This is a genomic window from Paenibacillus sp. PastM-3, from assembly GCF_029893965.1.
In the GTDB taxonomy this organism is placed as follows: domain Bacteria; phylum Bacillota; class Bacilli; order Paenibacillales; family Paenibacillaceae; genus Paenibacillus_AQ.
This window is the reverse complement of the sequence record NZ_JARXXP010000003.1, coordinates 278,569-294,218: the sequence shown is the minus strand read 5'-3', so window position 1 is coordinate 294,218 and position 15,650 is coordinate 278,569. Positions and strand designations below refer to the sequence as shown.

The 15,650-nt window shown below is 50.9% G+C and carries 14 protein-coding genes; 2 read left to right on the top strand and 12 right to left on the bottom strand.

The window, feature by feature from the left end; translation table 11 throughout:
* Positions 1–181: 181 nt before the first annotated feature.
* From M2108_RS07970 to M2108_RS07920, 11 genes are all read right to left on the bottom strand, one after another.
* Complete coding sequence (locus tag M2108_RS07970; protein ID WP_277468487.1) at positions 182–460, bottom strand: hypothetical protein; 279 nt, start codon at positions 458–460, stop codon at positions 182–184.
* A gap of 496 nt (positions 461–956) precedes the next feature.
* The gene (locus M2108_RS07965) at positions 957–1,340 is read right to left on the bottom strand and encodes a 1,4-dihydroxy-6-naphthoate synthase (protein ID WP_277468488.1); all 384 of its coding nucleotides are present in this window, start codon (positions 1,338–1,340) and stop codon (positions 957–959) included.
* Positions 1,341–1,366: 26 nt separating this feature from the next.
* Positions 1,367–1,633 carry a hypothetical protein gene (locus tag M2108_RS07960; protein WP_277468489.1) on the bottom strand — a complete coding sequence of 89 codons (267 nt, stop codon included), beginning with the start codon at positions 1,631–1,633 and terminating at the stop codon, positions 1,367–1,369.
* A gap of 31 nt (positions 1,634–1,664) precedes the next feature.
* The gene (locus M2108_RS07955) at positions 1,665–1,946 is read right to left on the bottom strand and encodes a hypothetical protein (protein WP_277468490.1); all 282 of its coding nucleotides are present in this window, start codon (positions 1,944–1,946) and stop codon (positions 1,665–1,667) included.
* A 1,773-nt stretch (positions 1,947–3,719) separates the two neighbouring features.
* Complete coding sequence (sigF, locus tag M2108_RS07950; RefSeq protein ID WP_039875115.1) at positions 3,720–4,475, bottom strand: RNA polymerase sporulation sigma factor SigF; 756 nt, start codon at positions 4,473–4,475, stop codon at positions 3,720–3,722.
* 11 nt (positions 4,476–4,486) lie between these two features.
* Positions 4,487–4,942 carry an anti-sigma F factor gene (spoIIAB, locus tag M2108_RS07945; protein WP_090719100.1) on the bottom strand — a complete coding sequence of 152 codons (456 nt, stop codon included), beginning with the start codon at positions 4,940–4,942 and terminating at the stop codon, positions 4,487–4,489.
* Positions 4,939–5,292, bottom strand: a complete 354-nt coding sequence (gene spoIIAA, locus M2108_RS07940; RefSeq protein WP_277468491.1) for an anti-sigma F factor antagonist — start codon at positions 5,290–5,292, stop codon at positions 4,939–4,941. Before spoIIAA ends, spoIIAB begins: the two co-directional genes overlap by 4 nt.
* A 171-nt stretch (positions 5,293–5,463) precedes the next feature.
* On the bottom strand, positions 5,464–6,621 hold the full coding sequence (locus tag M2108_RS07935) for a D-alanyl-D-alanine carboxypeptidase family protein (protein ID WP_277468761.1): 1,158 nt from the start codon (positions 6,619–6,621) through the stop codon (positions 5,464–5,466).
* Positions 6,622–6,848: 227 nt separating this feature from the next.
* Positions 6,849–7,274 carry a hypothetical protein gene (locus tag M2108_RS07930; RefSeq protein WP_277468493.1) on the bottom strand — a complete coding sequence of 142 codons (426 nt, stop codon included), beginning with the start codon at positions 7,272–7,274 and terminating at the stop codon, positions 6,849–6,851.
* A gap of 100 nt (positions 7,275–7,374) precedes the next feature.
* Positions 7,375–8,385, bottom strand: coding sequence for an acyltransferase family protein (locus M2108_RS07925; protein WP_277468494.1), 1,011 nt, complete (start codon positions 8,383–8,385; stop codon positions 7,375–7,377).
* Positions 8,386–8,638: 253 nt separating this feature from the next.
* Positions 8,639–12,289, bottom strand: a complete 3,651-nt coding sequence (locus tag M2108_RS07920) for a glycosyl hydrolase 115 family protein (protein ID WP_277468495.1) — start codon at positions 12,287–12,289, stop codon at positions 8,639–8,641.
* Between the two features lie 151 nt (positions 12,290–12,440).
* On the opposite strand from M2108_RS07920, the gene M2108_RS07915 reads away from it, so the two are divergent.
* Both M2108_RS07915 and M2108_RS07910 read left to right on the top strand, forming a co-directional pair.
* Positions 12,441–13,253 carry a helix-turn-helix transcriptional regulator gene (locus tag M2108_RS07915; protein ID WP_277468497.1) on the top strand — a complete coding sequence of 271 codons (813 nt, stop codon included), beginning with the start codon at positions 12,441–12,443 and terminating at the stop codon, positions 13,251–13,253.
* 278 nt (positions 13,254–13,531) lie between these two features.
* Entirely contained in the window at positions 13,532–14,197 is a 666-nt protein-coding gene (locus M2108_RS07910; protein ID WP_277468498.1) for a hypothetical protein, read from the top strand.
* A gap of 65 nt (positions 14,198–14,262) precedes the next feature.
* On the opposite strand, the gene M2108_RS07905 is transcribed toward M2108_RS07910, so the two are convergent.
* Positions 14,263–15,594: a pyrimidine-nucleoside phosphorylase gene (locus M2108_RS07905; RefSeq protein ID WP_277468500.1), complete on the bottom strand. Its 1,332-nt coding sequence runs from the start codon at positions 15,592–15,594 to the stop codon at positions 14,263–14,265.
* Positions 15,595–15,650 lie beyond the last annotated feature (56 nt).

The window sequence follows — 15,650 nt, the reverse complement described above, 5'->3', positions numbered from 1 at the left end:
GTGGTTCCTAGTTTATTCAAATAAAAGATTCACTGTAAATAATTTCAACATCCATACAGGGTAACCCTTCTCTTGTACGGATTTGTAGTCAGAATATGGTGAATCAACGTAGAAGTAAGCGAAAAAAGAGCAGCGTTTCTCCAATTACGGAAAACACTGCTCTGATTATGACAACATCCATTTAACTATTAGGGTCCATTTCCAACCTCTTTCTAATAAAATCAACACATTCCTGCACCAGTTCATACAGCTGATCCGGGTTCGTGCATCTTTTTTCCAGTGCCGGCTTTTCCCAATCTAGATTATTAATCACAACTACCTTAAATACTTTACGGTACCAGCCAACGTCCAATGTATAAGAATCTTCTCGATAGGCAACCTGAAAAATGTCCTCCTGATCCAGAAATTTAGTTCCGTCATAAGTAACAATTCCCGGGGTAAAGTCAATGTCATCGAACATGTTGGTGGTGGCTCCTTTGGGTTTATGGTGGATTTAGGCTTCAAAAACTGAATCTGCATTCAACATTATTTACTCATTCTGCCGAGCTCATCTACAATAGTCTCTCGCACTGACTCAGGAGTTTTATTTTCCAGTGTTATAAGCCGCAAAAGCACACTCATTGTCTGCCGGAAGCTGACCGGACTTGATCCCACTTCCCCGTGAGCCCCGGTATGAATTCCTATCGTTCCTGATGGCAGCAGGAAAGCGGAATCTTTAGATAACGTATGTATTTCATCGAACATTGCAACAATATATTCCTCCGGAATTCCGCGTCTGACTACCTCTGGCTGTAAAGCAATTATAGTTTATCAAAGGAAAGGCGCGCTCGACTCTCTCCCTCGCTGGGTAGGCCTCAAACGGAGGTTCATCCAGCCAAACTCGGGCACGTCGATAACTGCCAAGGTCTTTGAAGTTCATCAGCATATCGGTTCCTCCAGGATGTTGTTGAATGTATTCAATCTTGTACTTGGCTGTATCCGCCTTTATTAAGCAACAACTCTTCAAAATCACACGAAGCCACTGCCTTATAACCTCTTTCCCATAATCCTTCGAGCAGGCATGATATTGTAGTAATATATGTTTCAGTGCGAATACCTTTACTCGGTTCAATTTCAATTAAATATTTTGAGTACAAAAATCCGTCAGGGAGTACTTTCCTTTTCTGTTCATTAAAATCATCATTTCTTATAACATCGAGATCACAAGTACCATGGACTAAACTCGAATACGGCCCCGGTTGGCCACCAATAGCTCCGCTAATATCAGACAATACGCTAGCTCTATCAAGGTCGGTGTCTAAATATATTTTGCAAAACAACTTTAAGTTGTTATGTGGCATCTTTTCACCTCATTATCGCAGTCAGATTAGGAGTTCATAATTTCGTCCCGCATCTTACATAGCAGCTCCGCTTCATTCATTGTTAACGGAAACAAATCACCATCTTCAAAAAGATTCTTCTCAGCTTCGTCATAACTGTCTGCGTATTCTAAAACGTATGATTTTAAACCCCTAATAAAGGTTAGCTTTAAATACTTTCCTTCAGATGTATAAACGACGGTATTATTGATTATTACTTCTTTGTAGTTCAGTTCTTTAAGCAGTGAGATTATTTTAGTTTCCGTTTCCTTCATTATGCGCCTCTGTTTATTCCAAACCCGCATATTAATTATATTTATCATAACCCACCCCCAAAGCAACCTCTTTCGCTTCGCTTATCTTTCCCTCGCCTAACACCGATGCATCTGAATTGTTCTGTTCAATCTTTTTTATAAGCAACCCGACTGTATCTTCAAAATCCCGATTCCATTTCTTTTGTTCTTCCACTGAGAAATGCAGCCAGTTTATCTCCTGTAACTGCCAGATTTTTGTTGAGAGATCAATTAAGTTGTAGCCTTTATTACTCATAATTTCGTACATATTCAAATCTAATATGTAATTTTTCATTTAAATCAAATTCCCAAGCGAACACATAGGAAGCAAAAAACTTGTCAGTATCCCGTTCTGATCTTGCAGCTTTAACGAAAGATACTATCAATAACGAACTCTTTTCCAATTTCGCGTGCTTTCTCCATTACATATTCAAGATACTCATCATTATCCCCCATCTGTGCCCGTACCTCCTATACCCAATCTTAATAACCATAGAACAGTAGAAAAATCCCTCCTAAAGCTTGCAAAATTACATGTAGCCACAATGCCACTACTATTCCCGGCGCTTCATCTGACCGTTCCAATCCAACAATTTTTATAACCGGCTACATGGTTCACACTCTAAAAAAGTTAACCATCTAATACGAGGTCTATACTGACTAGCTTCTGCCTATTGATCTAACAGCTTCTATCTGAAGCTGGAACGTCTTAGTTCCCATACATTTCGGCGCAGTTTCTAAAATCGACTTGTCATTTCCGAGTATCTCTAACACCGTAGATATCCTCAACTATGACAGTTTCTAGTACCTCATAGTGTAACGTAATTGATTCTCTGTACGCAGCCTCAGTTAATTGACTGCCAATACTTGAATCATAATACTGTATCCGCAAATAATATAGCTCTAACGGACACAGATGCTCTTATTTTTGCTAAAAGCCGCTTTTGGGGATTCTAACGGACTCAGATGCTCTTATCTGCGGTGGTTTACGCCAAAAACGTCTGTTTGGGAGGAAATAACGGCGCTGGGGTCCGTTAGAAATCTGAATGGTACGCCAGAGTAAAAATAAGGGCTGTACGGTCCGTTAGCAGCCTCCGGCACCTTCTTCAGCTACTGGAGCAGCGAAATCAGTGCGGATTCAGCATGGAATCAAATTCAAACCAGATGAAAAACGACTAGCAAACGACACGACAACAAAGGAGCAGACTGGAGCAACAGTAAAAATACACTGAATCATAATACCGTATCCGCAAATAATACAGCTCTAACGGACCCAGATGATCTTATTTTTGCAAAAAGACACTTTTGGGGATTCTAACGGACCCAGGCGCTCTTATCTGCGGTGGTTTACGCCAAAAACGTCTGTTTGGGAGGAAATAACGGCGCTGGGGTCCGTTAGAAATCTGAAAGGTACGCCAGAGTAAAAATAAGGGCTGTACGGTCCGTTAGCAGCCTCTGCTATCTGCCTCAGCAACTGGAGCAGGGAAAACAACGCAGATTGGGCAGGAAATCACTACGGCTGCTGCGTCGAATCGCATATCAAACCAGATGAAAAACGATTAGCAAATGACACGACAACAAAGGAGCAGACCGAAGCAAGTAAAAATAGCAGATTCAATCGCATACCCAACCTGCCCAGCAGATCCTGCAGTTATTCTATTCGGCATCCTCCAAAAGCAAAAAACCGCCCCTCCCGAGGCGGTTTAATCCGTACCGTATACTGCACCCGTCACATCATTCTCCATACCCTGCTCCAAGCACCTTACAGCTGCAATCGGCCATCACACTTACTGATTACTCTCACTACTTACGCTGCTTACTACTCTCATCCCGGCTGCCTCAGCATTGGCGCTCACTTCTGCCCTTGACCTACGTGATCGGCCATTCCAATTACTTGTTACTCATGTCCCGACCCACTCAGTCTTGCGCTTTCTTGCCACAGATCTCGAATTCACGTTGTTACACGCACAACATTCACCTGCACGCACGTTCCCACCCTGCATTCACTTTCACTTTCACTTTTACAAATGTTCCTGTACAATTCTCAACCCGCTACGCTCCCCGCCACCTACTGGGCAATCTGCTCCCGGATGTTCGCGAGGATTTTCTTCTCCAGCCTCGACACCTGCACCTGCGAGATGCCGAGGCGGCTGGCGACTTCAGACTGGGTCTGGTCGCGGTAGTAGCGCAGGTAGACGATCAGGCGCTCGCGTTCGGTGAGCGCGCCGATGGCTTCGCTCAGCGCGAGCTTGTCGAACCAGCGCTCCTGCGACTCGTCGGCGATCTGGTCGATCAGGGTGATCGGATCGCCGTCGTTCTCGAAGACGGTCTCGTGGATCGAGGTCGGCGGCTTGTTCGCCTCCTGGGCAAACACGATTTCTTCCGGTGTTACACCAAGCGCTTCGGCAACCTCGCCGATGGTCGGCAGACGGTCCAGCGTTTTGGACATCTCGTCCTTCATCTTGCGCACCTTGTTGGCCATCTCCTTAAGGGAGCGGCTGACCTTCAGGGTCCCGTCGTCGCGCAGGAAGCGCTGGATCTCGCCGATGATCATCGGCACAGCATAGGTGGAGAACTTGACCTCATAGCTGAGATCGAATTTGTCGACGGACTTGAGCAGTCCGATACAACCGATCTGGAACAAATCATCCGGCTCGTAACCGCGGTTCATAAACCGCTGCACCACCGACCAGACGAGCCGGATGTTGCAGCTTACGAGCGTGTCGCGGGCCAGATTATCCCCGGCCTGACTAAGCGCGATAAGACGTTTGACCTCCGCATCGTCCAAATAGGTCGGCGGAGCTTTTTTTGATTCTGCTTCCATGGCTCCAACCCCTAATTGTATAAAGCTTTTTTGGAGACGATTGTTTTCTTCATGGAAATGGAGGTGCCCCGGCCCGGCTCGCTGGTCACTTCGAAGGCATCCATGAAGTTCTCCATAATCGTAAAGCCCATTCCCGACCGCTCCAGCTCCGGCTTGGACGTATACAGCGGCTGCTGTGCCAGCTCCAGATCCTCAATCCCGTTACCCTGGTCCTCAATGGTCAGATGTACGGTTTCATGCTCGATTCTCGCCGAGATGCTGACAATCCCTTCCGGGTTGCTGTCATAGCCGTGGATGATACAGTTGGTGACCGCTTCCGATACGACCGTCTTCAGGTCATTCAGTTCATCCATGGTCGGATCAAGCCGCGAGACGAAGGCCGCTACCACCACACGCGCGAACGATTCGTTCTCCGAGAGGGCGGCAAACTGGACACTCATGAAGTTAGCAGCTTCATTCTTTGTCATAACGCAACCTCCAAATCCGAGAGTGCAGCACTCTCGTCGTCATATAGGGACATGATTTTGAACAGGCCCGACATTTCCAGCAGCCGCTTCACGGGTGCGGTGGCCTCACAGACTGCCATTTTGCCGCCCTTACTGCGGATTAGCTTGTACCTTCCAAGAATAACACCGAGACCGGAGCTGTCCATGAACTGCAGCTCCTTCAGGCTGAGAATCAGATGCTCGACCTGGCCCCGCATAATGGCTTCATCCATTTCCATCCGAACATAATCGGCTGCATGATGATCAAGCTCTCCATTCAAACGGACAATCAGCACGCCCCGGTGATGCTCCATCTCCACATGGGAATTCATACTTGCCACTCTCCTCTTCGTTGCTTTCAAACCACCCTGTAACGACTTCTTTCCCCTACAAGGACAAGGTTTTCTACACGGCAAAGAGTGATTCCTGCCTCACGACAAAACTAGAAGAAAACTCCCATGAATCTACAGAAGTCAGAGGGTGAATCTACAAAATGCAAGCAATTAATCAATCGTAAACAGCGAGCCCGCTGTACGTTTGAACAGCTTCCAGAAGCCGGCCTTTGGTACAGCCTCCCCTGCTTTCAGCTCATATTCCTTAATGACACTCGTGCCCTGGTAGACGACCAGCTTGCCGATGGTCTGATCTGCGGCGACCGGTGCCTTGATATTATTCTGCAGCACCACTTCGTTGCGGATGCCTTCCTGGGTCACGCCTTTTTTGAGCAGCACGCTGTAGGTTTCCTTGGCGGTAATCGGCAGCTCTTTTTTCACGCCTTTTTCAATCTTCAGTGAGCCGATAGCATCTCCTGGTTTATAGATCGTGTGCACCTTGTATTGCGAAAAGAGGTAGTCGAACATGCCTGACACCTCACTGTTGCGGGTCTTGGTGTTCGGTTCACCCAGCACCACGGCAACGGCGCGCAGCCCGTCTCTGGACGCAGTGGCGGAGAGGCAGAACTTAGCTTCAGACGTATATCCGGTTTTGAGGCCATCAGCGCCGGTATAGAAGCGCACCAGCTTGTTCGTGTTGACCAGCCAGAACGGCTTCTTGGTATCCTTGCGCAGATAGTCCTGGTAGGAGCCGGTATATTTGATAATCCGTTCATGCTTCAGCAGCTCACGGCTGATAACGGCAATGTCATGGGCGGAAGAATAATGGTTCTCTGCGGGCAGCCCGTTACAGTTGGCAAAGTGGGTGTCCTTCAGGCCCAGCTCCGCTGCCTTGCTATTCATCATATCGACAAAAGCGCTCTCCGACCCGGCAATCTTCTCTGCCATCGCCACAGAGGCATCATTGCCGGAAGCCATCGCGATACCCTTGAGCATCTCGTCAACGCTCATTTCTTCGCCGGGCTCCAGAAAGATCTGCGAACCGCCCATCGAGGCGGCGTATTCACTGGTCCGCACCATGTCGGTCAATTGCAGCCTTCCTTCATCCAGCGCCTCCACCGTCAGGAGCATTGTCATGATTTTGGTAATACTGGCCGGCGGCAGCTTGTCGTGACTGTTCTTTTCATAAATGATTGTGCCGGTGACCGCATCCATCAGGATGGCGGAACGCGCATTCGGGGCGAGATCAGCAGCAGCGGAATTGCCGGTACTTTTTGCTTTTTCCTCTGCCGATGCTCCCGCAGCCGCTCCCAGTACAGAAACAGCCATACACAGCACAAGCGTCAATACACGTATTTTTCTCAAAATAGTTCCCCTCCTGAACATTACCTTCAATTCACAGGTACTGTATTCCAGTCTGGCCAGAAAGGCAGGAAATTATTCCAGTTCTACGCAGCAAAATAAACCCGTACATATAAAAAAGAGCCTTCCCTGCATCCTCGCGGATTCTGCAGAGAAAGCCCTTTGCTGTTCAATCCAGTCAAGACGGGAGATGGTTAGCCTCCGATTGCCATTGCGCTGAAGATAACCGGTCCGACAACAACCGCGGTAGAATTGTTATCCTGATTTTCTACGATCAGCTGATAGTTTTGCACACCGGCCGGTACGTTGATATCTACCATATGCAGCGAGATAATACCGTCATCCACAATAACCTCGGCGTATTCCGCACGTGCATAGAAGATTTCTTTGCCGGCACGCCAGATGCGTACCAGAATGTTAGGAAAATCGAGCGGAATATCCACACCGATCGTTGCCTTGAGTTCAACCTTGTTCGGGAAATGCGCCGGTACCGCCGGATCAATAAACACTGCTACTCCAGCGATCTGTACACCAGCAGGGGAAATTGGAACAGGGATGGAAACTCCGTTGGTAATGGGCGTAACGACATCAGCATTGTAATCCAAGAGAGTTTTTACCACAATCTATCACTCCTTTTCATAGTTATGCTTCAGTATATGAAGGCTATGAAAAAGAGCTTGTGCACTTTTAGTGCTAGAATTGTCTATTTATATAATAGAATTATCTACGTGCAGCCCCGTATTGTACGGCCGGCCGGCTGCTGCCCCGTCCCAGATACAGCCTGGACAGCTGCGGTGAACGTCCTGCCCATTTAGCCGCCAGCAGCGGCAGCACCACACCTACCAGGGTAAATGGGATCAGCCCGTAGTCTGCCCCAAGCAGAAGTTTCAGACTGTAGTTTAGCGGCAGATGCAGATACATAATCGCGATCGTGTTGCGGCCAAGCCTGCCCATAAAGCCGAGCGGCAGCCGTTTGGACAGCTGAAATACAGCAGCGCAGATGGTCAGCGAAATCAGCAGCGGTAACGCCAGGTCAAGTACCAGGGCATCATACACCTTATACTTCATATCAAGGCTGTAGCTGATGACTCCGCGGCGTTCCAGCCACAGCACTAATCCGCATAACGGCAGCAGCAGAAGCAGCACGTAAAAGCGGCTGATCAGCGCAGGAATGGCCTTTTTACCATAATATCCGATTGCATAATAGGTAACAGCTAGCAGAGCAACGTCAATATTCCATGGAAGGTTAAAGTTCTTAAGCGGCGTCAAAGCGATGATGTGCGACAGTAAATAGGCGGAGGCAATCAGTAGGAGTTGGGTGCTGCGGCTGTACCTGACAATGTATCCGAAGAGCAGCTGCGTGAACAGGAGACAGGTGATAAACCAGAATACCCCATAAGGTCCGGTCAAGGTGAGACCGCCGTAGAGCAGCCTGGCGATATTCCCGAGGAATCCGGTAAAATTGAGGGAGTACAGCAGCATCCCTGCCGCAATCAATAACCCGTAGGCAAAATAAGGCGTCAGCAGCCCCTTCGTCCGCTTCACCGCCCAGCTGGCATACCGCTGCGGCGGGGTCGGCTTAAACACCAGACCGCTAAGCAGAAAGAACAGCGGCATCCGGAACCAGGACAGATAATGATTGGCGGCGGCATCGCCGGAATGTCCCATCACTACAAAAATAATACTGAAGCCCTTGGCGGCATCAATCCATAACTCACGGCGTTTATCCACTTTTTCTTCCAACTCCTCCCAATCCAGTTTTATTTTTAATATAATTATAGAATGATTGAATTGTTTGATCAAATTTTAATGAATGTTTTCATCATGTTTCAGAAAGATAAATTCGGTTAACAACGATACATACATGCAAAAAATAAGTCATTGAGCCTAGAACCGGGACTTTTACCGTTGTTTTCGTCCAAAACGATTACAACGCCCTTCCGTCTTCCTATACGGAAGCGAAAGGGCGTTGTAAATATCTTACTTATTGTCTAAGCGAATCTGACCACTGTGCATCTGCCGGCGGAAGCTCATCTCCTGTGCTCAGGTAGATCCGGTCTACCCGGAGCTGGGACTCGCAGGCCAGTATGGACAGCACATGCTCGCCGGAGCTGATCTCCAGGTCAGAGATATGGCACCAGTAGTACACTTGGGCGGTATTGTAAGTATGCAGCACCCCACCGCCAAACTGCTCCGTCAACGGCTGTACTGCACCATCAAGCGCCAGGTAACAGGAGTCCGACTGGAAGTTATGATGTCTGATCAGCAGCCATGCGTGGTAGACGCCCGGGATATGGACGTTGATCCGGTAATGCATGCCCGGCGCATCAGCAGGCTCCTCCCATCTCAGGCCTGCGTCAGCTACATGCATTGCGAAGCCTGTTCTGCCATTCGTTTCAGCCTGGAGGTGACTCCAGTTCAGGCTGTTATCGTCTGCTGCAGGCGTCAGGTATGCATGCTCCGAGTTGGCAAGGGCGTATTCAGCTTCGATGGCGATAAAACCGTCCTGCTCGGTAAAGCTGCCTGAACCAAAAGCTTCAATAACATTCTTTTCATCCGTACGCTTCCACAGGCTGTCATAACGTGCGGCTCCCAGTCTTGTCTGAGACTCAGGACTGCATTTCTGAAAGATCAGGTCAAACCGCTCTCGAAAAAAAAACCTGTTTGCATACAGGACCGCCGGCAGCGTCACCTCCTCCTTTTGCGTACTGTAAAACCCGCTGCACAGCTGCTCTACTTCCTTCCAGTCCACCAGCGGGCTTTCCGCGCCGTAGCCGGCAACCGGTTCATTCCCCCGGGCGCTGAAGGCCGGGCCCAGATTAGATTCAACTCTCTCACCGGTATACAGTACAAGCTTGGAGATCGTTACATAATTATCGGCCATGTACAGCTTGAGCATATGCGTGCCAGCCTCCATATGCGGGAGCTTCACCAGCAGCTTTTCCCCGTTATCCATAATGCTCTGCTGCCAGCTGCCCTTCCACTCGTCATTCGTTTCCGACTCGGCCAGCACCGGCTCCCCGTTATCTATGCCTACACCGAAACGGATGCGGCCTGTAGAATTTAGCGTCAGGAAGCGGTGGACTTCCAGAACGTATTCTCCGCCCTGCTCCACGTAAATGTCATACCCAACGGTTGCATTGTCCTGCAGCGCCCCTTCCGGCAGCTGTACTGCAGGATGCCAGGCCATCAGCGCAGCTCCCTCGTACCGGGCCATGCCCGGCACCGGTAACCAGGCAGACTGAACATCCCCGGCGTTGTTTGTTACATCCAGGCTGTGATGGTAGCCGTCAGCCGGGATAGACACATAGCCGTCTGCTTCAATATATCCGGTGAAGCTGTCTGGAACGGCAGGAGCGGTTAGAACCTCTACCTTCACAGAGATGTCAGCGTCGTTTCTGTGATCGCGGATGACGATGAGACCACGTTTGCCGGCATGGGCTGCGGGCTCTTGGACCGTTACGAGAATCCGCTTCTCGGTTTGCAGTGTCCCGGATGTGTCAGAAAGGGTGATCCACTCTGCCCCCTTTTGAACCTCAAGGGTATACGGAATGCTGCCCGCTCCCTGGTTGCCCAGCTCAATCCACTTCTCCCGCCGCCCATAGACAGAGAAGCGTAGCGTCTCCTCCCCGTTCCAGAGGTCAGCCCGCAGGCCGCTTCCCGAAATCTGCAGCGCCGGCTTCCGCACCGGATACAGCGCAGTCGGCGGAGGCGGGAAGCTCTCCGGAGTCAGCATGCCCTCCCATTTGCCGCCGCTCAGCTTGCGGTCATAGAAATGCAGCATCCGCCGCTTATTGTCCAGCATCTCTGCTGATAGCTCCGTGTACCGGTCAGCCGCCTGCATGTTGCCGCGCTCATAGGACAGCACGCTGCGGTCGGCGTAATAAAACTCATGGTTGGTATAGTAGGAGGCGTGAATTTTCATCAGGAACAGCTGGAAGAATGCAGCGCGCTCCTCCTCTGGCAGACTGTCCAATATTGCATTGCCCCGTCTGTAAGGGTTCTCCAGCAGCAGCAGCCTGCGGCCGGCCTCATCCCCGTAAGCCGTCTGCGAGAACACGCCCGGCTGCATATGCTCGATCTTGCGCACATTGGTCGCCTGGGCAAAGGCCGTATACAGCTGTGCTGCCTCAGCTCCGTGTCCGCCTGAGAAATTGGAGTTAATCCAGTGCTCTGTGAAGGCCTGCGGGTCCTTCGTTATACCTTCCGCTTTGCCGGCTTCCCAGCCGTAACGTACAAAATACTCCAGATCCTGCTCCACTGGCTTAAGGCCGCCGACATTCAGCACCCACACCTTGCAGATACCTGACTCCCAGGATTTCCGCAGCTCATTGCCTGTCTGGGCCAGCGGAATGGAATTGATGAACAGATAGCTCATCCCTGTGCCCGGAGCGGCCCAGTAAGAGCCGTGGAAGTACAGGCCGTTCCCCCCGCTGCGGCTGCGTTCGGCTGCTGAAGGATAACGCCGCATATGGCCGAAATTATCGTTCGCCCAGATCAGAGTCAGATCTTCCGGCAGCTCCAGCCCCAGATCATACAGTGAAAGTACTTCTTTATAGGGTACGAAGGTCTGCAGCGCTGCCAGCCCTTTTTCCTCACCAAGCACGTCTATAAGCAGCTGCCGCTGATCCCGGACCACCTGTCCGAGCAGCTTGACCTTGGCCTCTTTCTTCTGCTCCTTACTCAGGGAATCATCCTCATCAATTGCGCGGGTATGGAAGCCGGAATCATGAATGCCCCGCATCCCCATGGTGAAGCACACCTCATAATTCCGGTTCTGCTCGATGCTTTCCCGCCAGTATTCCAGCAGAATCTCCCGGTTGCGTCCTTCGATTGAATAATCATATTCGGCATCCGTATAGCCCTTGCTTTCAATCCACGGGGTCCACTCATTCTGGTTGCTGCGCAGCAGCATATCACAATGAGAAGTGCCGACAACAATACCCATCCGCTCCGCCAGCGCACCGTTCCCCAGATTGCCGTTGAAATAATTGACATGCATCGCCGGCCAGATATAGTTCGCCTTCAGGCGGAGCAGCAATTCAAAGATATGGCTATAGGCCACCGGCCCGATTGTGCCGTCCGGCGTGTGCAGTCTGGCCCAGTCGTCCAGCTCCTCCTCATCGTTCAGGAAAATGCCCCGGTACTGCACAGATGGCCAGTCAGCCTTGCTGATATCTGCCGGTACACTAAACGAGTCTTTGGTCTTAACCGGGATATCTCCCCAGTAATGCCAAGGAGATACGCCTATCGCTTCGCACAGGTCATAGATGCCGAAGATCGTGCCCCGGCGGTCCGTACCAACGATGTAGAAGACGCCATCCACAGCCTGCTGGAGAAAAGCTTCCCAGCGCCACGCTCCAGCTTCATCTTTTAACTGCTCTAAGGGCAGCTCTTTGTTCTGCAGAATTGCAGGAAGCTGCCTGTCCTGCTCCAGCGTGGCGATAATGATGGCGCATTCATGAATTTCAGCTGAAAGGACAGCTTTACAGCCGAAGACCTGCCCGATGTCCGTAATCAGATTGGCTGCGGCGATCTGTACGGCACTATTTTCCTGATCACACACATAGATATGTACTGGCTTCCTGCTTGTGAACAGCTCCAGACATTTGTCTGCTGCATGGACTGTATTCAAAGTATATTAGCCTCCTAAATTGCTGGCGGCACGATGGCTGCCTGCTTTCTGCGGGTTAACTATACCTCAACATACAACAACAATCTTTTATTATGTTGCTTTTATCGCCGTTTGTTGTACTATATTGCTATTAAAGACAGGGGTTGAAGCCATGGGCGCTGATCTGTTTGTGCCGCATCCTTTATTTTACATTGAATATATGAAGCATGACGCCGGGCACCGGATGCCTAATGTTCATTACCATAACTGCTATGAGCTGTACATTCTGGAAGAAGGCCATCACAATATGCTGATCCATGACTCGGTGCTGACGCTGGCGGTGCATGATACGGCGCTGTTCAAGCCCAACCTGTTCCACCAGAGCTACCGGAATAACAGCTGCGCCAGAACCTGTATCTACTTCACAGACCGGTTTCTGAAGATGTATTTTACGGAAAAAGCCATCACCTCTCTGCTGGGCTGCTTCGACAGAGGCGTTATATCGATTGACAGGGAGCTGTTCCCCCGGGTCAAAAAGCTGCTGCTCCTGCTGGAGAAAGAGGAGGTTGCAGATAGCGGCAATCGTATCTTCATCTATCTGGCCGAGATTCTGGATATTCTGAACCAGAGCAAAAGCGCGCCTAGAACCGCCCAGACCACGGCTTCGCCCGATCAGATCGACCTGATCCTCTCCTACATCAACCAGAACTACGCTGCCATCCGCAAAATCGAAGAGATTGCCGGGCAGTTCTACATCTCCAAATACTATCTGTGCCATATCTTCAAGGAAGCGACCGGGCTTACCCTCGTTCACTATATTAATAACATTAGAATCCAGCACGCCTGCAACATGCTTGTAAATACTGACCGCTCTATTCTGGAAATCGGGCTGGCCTGCGGCTTTAATTCATCCATGTATTTCTGCAAAATCTTCAAACAGGCGCTGAACGTAACGCCGAGTGAATTCCGGAGGACTGCGTTGTAACTTCCGGTATGGCACACTAGAGCAGCCGGACTCGCGTACAACGGCCAGCGTTTCGCTCTGCTCGACGAATAATGTGATCCCGTCCATCAGAAGTAGACATACCCTTTTGGAAGCAGGCATGATATGGTAGCTTATGAAGCATACAGACAGAAACATCTATCCTAAAGACATTACATAGCAGGAGGTTTTTTTATGCTACAGCAACAGCCGGTAGGGCAGGGCTGGCTGGCCGTGGATCGTAATCTGAACAGTGAGAGAGAAAGCTGAGGCGATTCATTGTGAAAAATAAAGTGGTTATGGCCATCATGATCCTATCTCTAATTACGTCGTTAATTACCTTTGCGCAGTCTCACCTGCGGACAGCCACGGGTCAGGGTTCAGCTGACCAGCAGATCCGCAGCCGGATTTTTGACCTGTCTGACCAGCAGATGAAGGAAGCAATTGCTGCTGGAAATGGGGATTTGCCGTCAGTTACAGCCTTTCGTTCCGGGCAGAGCCTCCCTGTTCTCGAAAATTCCACGCCCCTTCCGCAGCCGGCAGTCAACGTCAATACGCCGTATTACTATATTGCAATGATGTCTTACAATGCTTTCAGCCACGGCACCATGTATTCTCTCAGCGATGCGAAGAAGATAAATACACAATTGTCCGGCTTGGGGCAGCTGGGATTCAGCGTCAAAGCTGCCGGGGATACCATTCTTTTCACTGATCATATCAGCATTAAGCTTAAGCAGGGAGCAGCAATAATGGAGCCGGACAGCATAACCGGAAAAGACGGCACAGCTGATCAGGACGGGACGGGCAGCGGGCGCTATTCCAAAATCCTGATCCCCTATTTCAATACAAGCAGAATCGACTTCAGCCAGCCCGCCGAGCTGATCTATCTGGATGAAGAACAGAATCAGTCCGTCATTTATGAGGTGGATTTTGCCAAAATAAAATAAAAAAACTGCCGGGAGTTCCCGGCAGTCTGGGCGTACGGGACAGCAAATGTTCCGTACGTTTTTTTCTAATAACGCGTTACGCCGTCCTTCGTCACCAGCGCGAACACCAGCGGCTGCAGCGGAACCGGCTCGGCGGAGATGCGGTAAGCTTCCAGCACTTTGGCTTCCGCTTCCTGCACCTTGCTCTCGCTGGCGTCGTTCACATGCAGCACGGCAAGGGTATCGCCAGCGGCAACTGCATCGCCGACCTTCAGGGACAGCTGGATGCCGACAGCCAGGTCGATCAGCGATTCCTTAGTCTCGCGGCCTGCGCCGAGCAGCATGGCGGCTACGCCGATCTCCTCAGCCTGGATGCTCTCCACATAACCTGCAGCTGCAGCCTTCACTTCGATGAAGCGGCTGGCTGACGGCAGCGTGTCCGGCGCCTCAACCTGCGTAACATCCCCGCCCTGTGCGGATACCATCTGCTTGAACTTCTCAAGGGCGCTGCCGTCCTCAATGTGCGACAGCAGAATGGAGCGCGCTTCCGCCTCATCCTTCGCCTTGCCGCCCAGCACCAGCATCTGGCTGCCCAGAATGAGGCAGACCTCCTGCAGGTCCTTCGGCCCCTGTCCCTTCAGCGTTTCGATGCCTTCCTTGATCTCCAGCGCGTTGCCGATGCCGAAGCCCAGCGGCTGATCCATATCGCTGATCACGGCCACTGTGTTACGGCCCAGATGCGTGCCGATATCAACCATGGCCTGTGCCAATTCGATCGAATCGTCGAGCGTCTTCATGAACGCACCGCTGCCGGTTTTGACGTCCAGCACGATGGCGTCGGCGCCGGCGGCGATTTTTTTGCTCATGACGGAGCTGGCAATCAGCGGAATGGATTCCACCGTTGCTGTTACATCACGCAGCGCATACAGCTTCTTGTCCGCAGGCGTAATATTGCCCGACTGGCCGATAACGGCCGCGCCAATTTCCCCGACCTGGGCAAAAAACGGCTCACGGCCCATCTCCACCGAGAAGCCGGAGATCGACTCCAGCTTGTCGAGTGTGCCGCCGGTATGGCCCAGCCCGCGTCCGGACATTTTGGCGACCGGCACGCCGGCAGAAGCCACCAACGGGGCAAGCACCACGGTCGTCTTGTCGCCTACGCCGCCGGTGGAATGCTTGTCCACCTTGATGCCGGCGATCGGGCTAAGGTCCACCTGATCCCCGGACATTGCCATCTCCAGCGTCAGATCGCCGGTTTCCCGCGCGTTCATTCCCCGGAAGTAGACTGCCATGGCCCAGGCAGAGATCTGGTAATCAGGGATTTCACCTTTGCTGTAGCCCTGTACCAGGAATGCAATTTCTTCACGGCTCAGCTCACCGCCGTCTCTTTTCTTCTGAATCAGATCAACTGCACGCATTAGTTTTGCACCTCACGGATAATGGCTCTTACGAGCCCGATAGATTTAGTTTACAG

Excerpts from the sequence above, each read along its gene's own strand:
- M2108_RS07970 (WP_277468487.1), bottom strand. The coding sequence starts at position 460 with ATGTTCGATGACATTGACTTTACCCCGGGAATTGTTACTTATGACGGA.
- M2108_RS07965 (WP_277468488.1), bottom strand. The coding sequence starts at position 1,340 with ATGCCACATAACAACTTAAAGTTGTTTTGCAAAATATATTTAGACACC.
- M2108_RS07960 (WP_277468489.1), bottom strand. The coding sequence starts at position 1,633 with ATGAAGGAAACGGAAACTAAAATAATCTCACTGCTTAAAGAACTGAAC.
- M2108_RS07955 (WP_277468490.1), bottom strand. The coding sequence starts at position 1,946 with ATGAAAAATTACATATTAGATTTGAATATGTACGAAATTATGAGTAAT.
- sigF (WP_039875115.1), bottom strand. The coding sequence starts at position 4,475 with ATGGAAGCAGAATCAAAAAAAGCTCCGCCGACCTATTTGGACGATGCG.
- spoIIAB (WP_090719100.1), bottom strand. The coding sequence starts at position 4,942 with ATGACAAAGAATGAAGCTGCTAACTTCATGAGTGTCCAGTTTGCCGCC.
- spoIIAA (WP_277468491.1), bottom strand. The coding sequence starts at position 5,292 with ATGAATTCCCATGTGGAGATGGAGCATCACCGGGGCGTGCTGATTGTC.
- M2108_RS07935 (WP_277468761.1), bottom strand. The coding sequence starts at position 6,621 with ATGGCTGTTTCTGTACTGGGAGCGGCTGCGGGAGCATCGGCAGAGGAA.
- M2108_RS07915 (WP_277468497.1), top strand. The coding sequence starts at position 12,441 with ATGGGCGCTGATCTGTTTGTGCCGCATCCTTTATTTTACATTGAATAT.
- M2108_RS07905 (WP_277468500.1), bottom strand. The coding sequence starts at position 15,594 with ATGCGTGCAGTTGATCTGATTCAGAAGAAAAGAGACGGCGGTGAGCTG.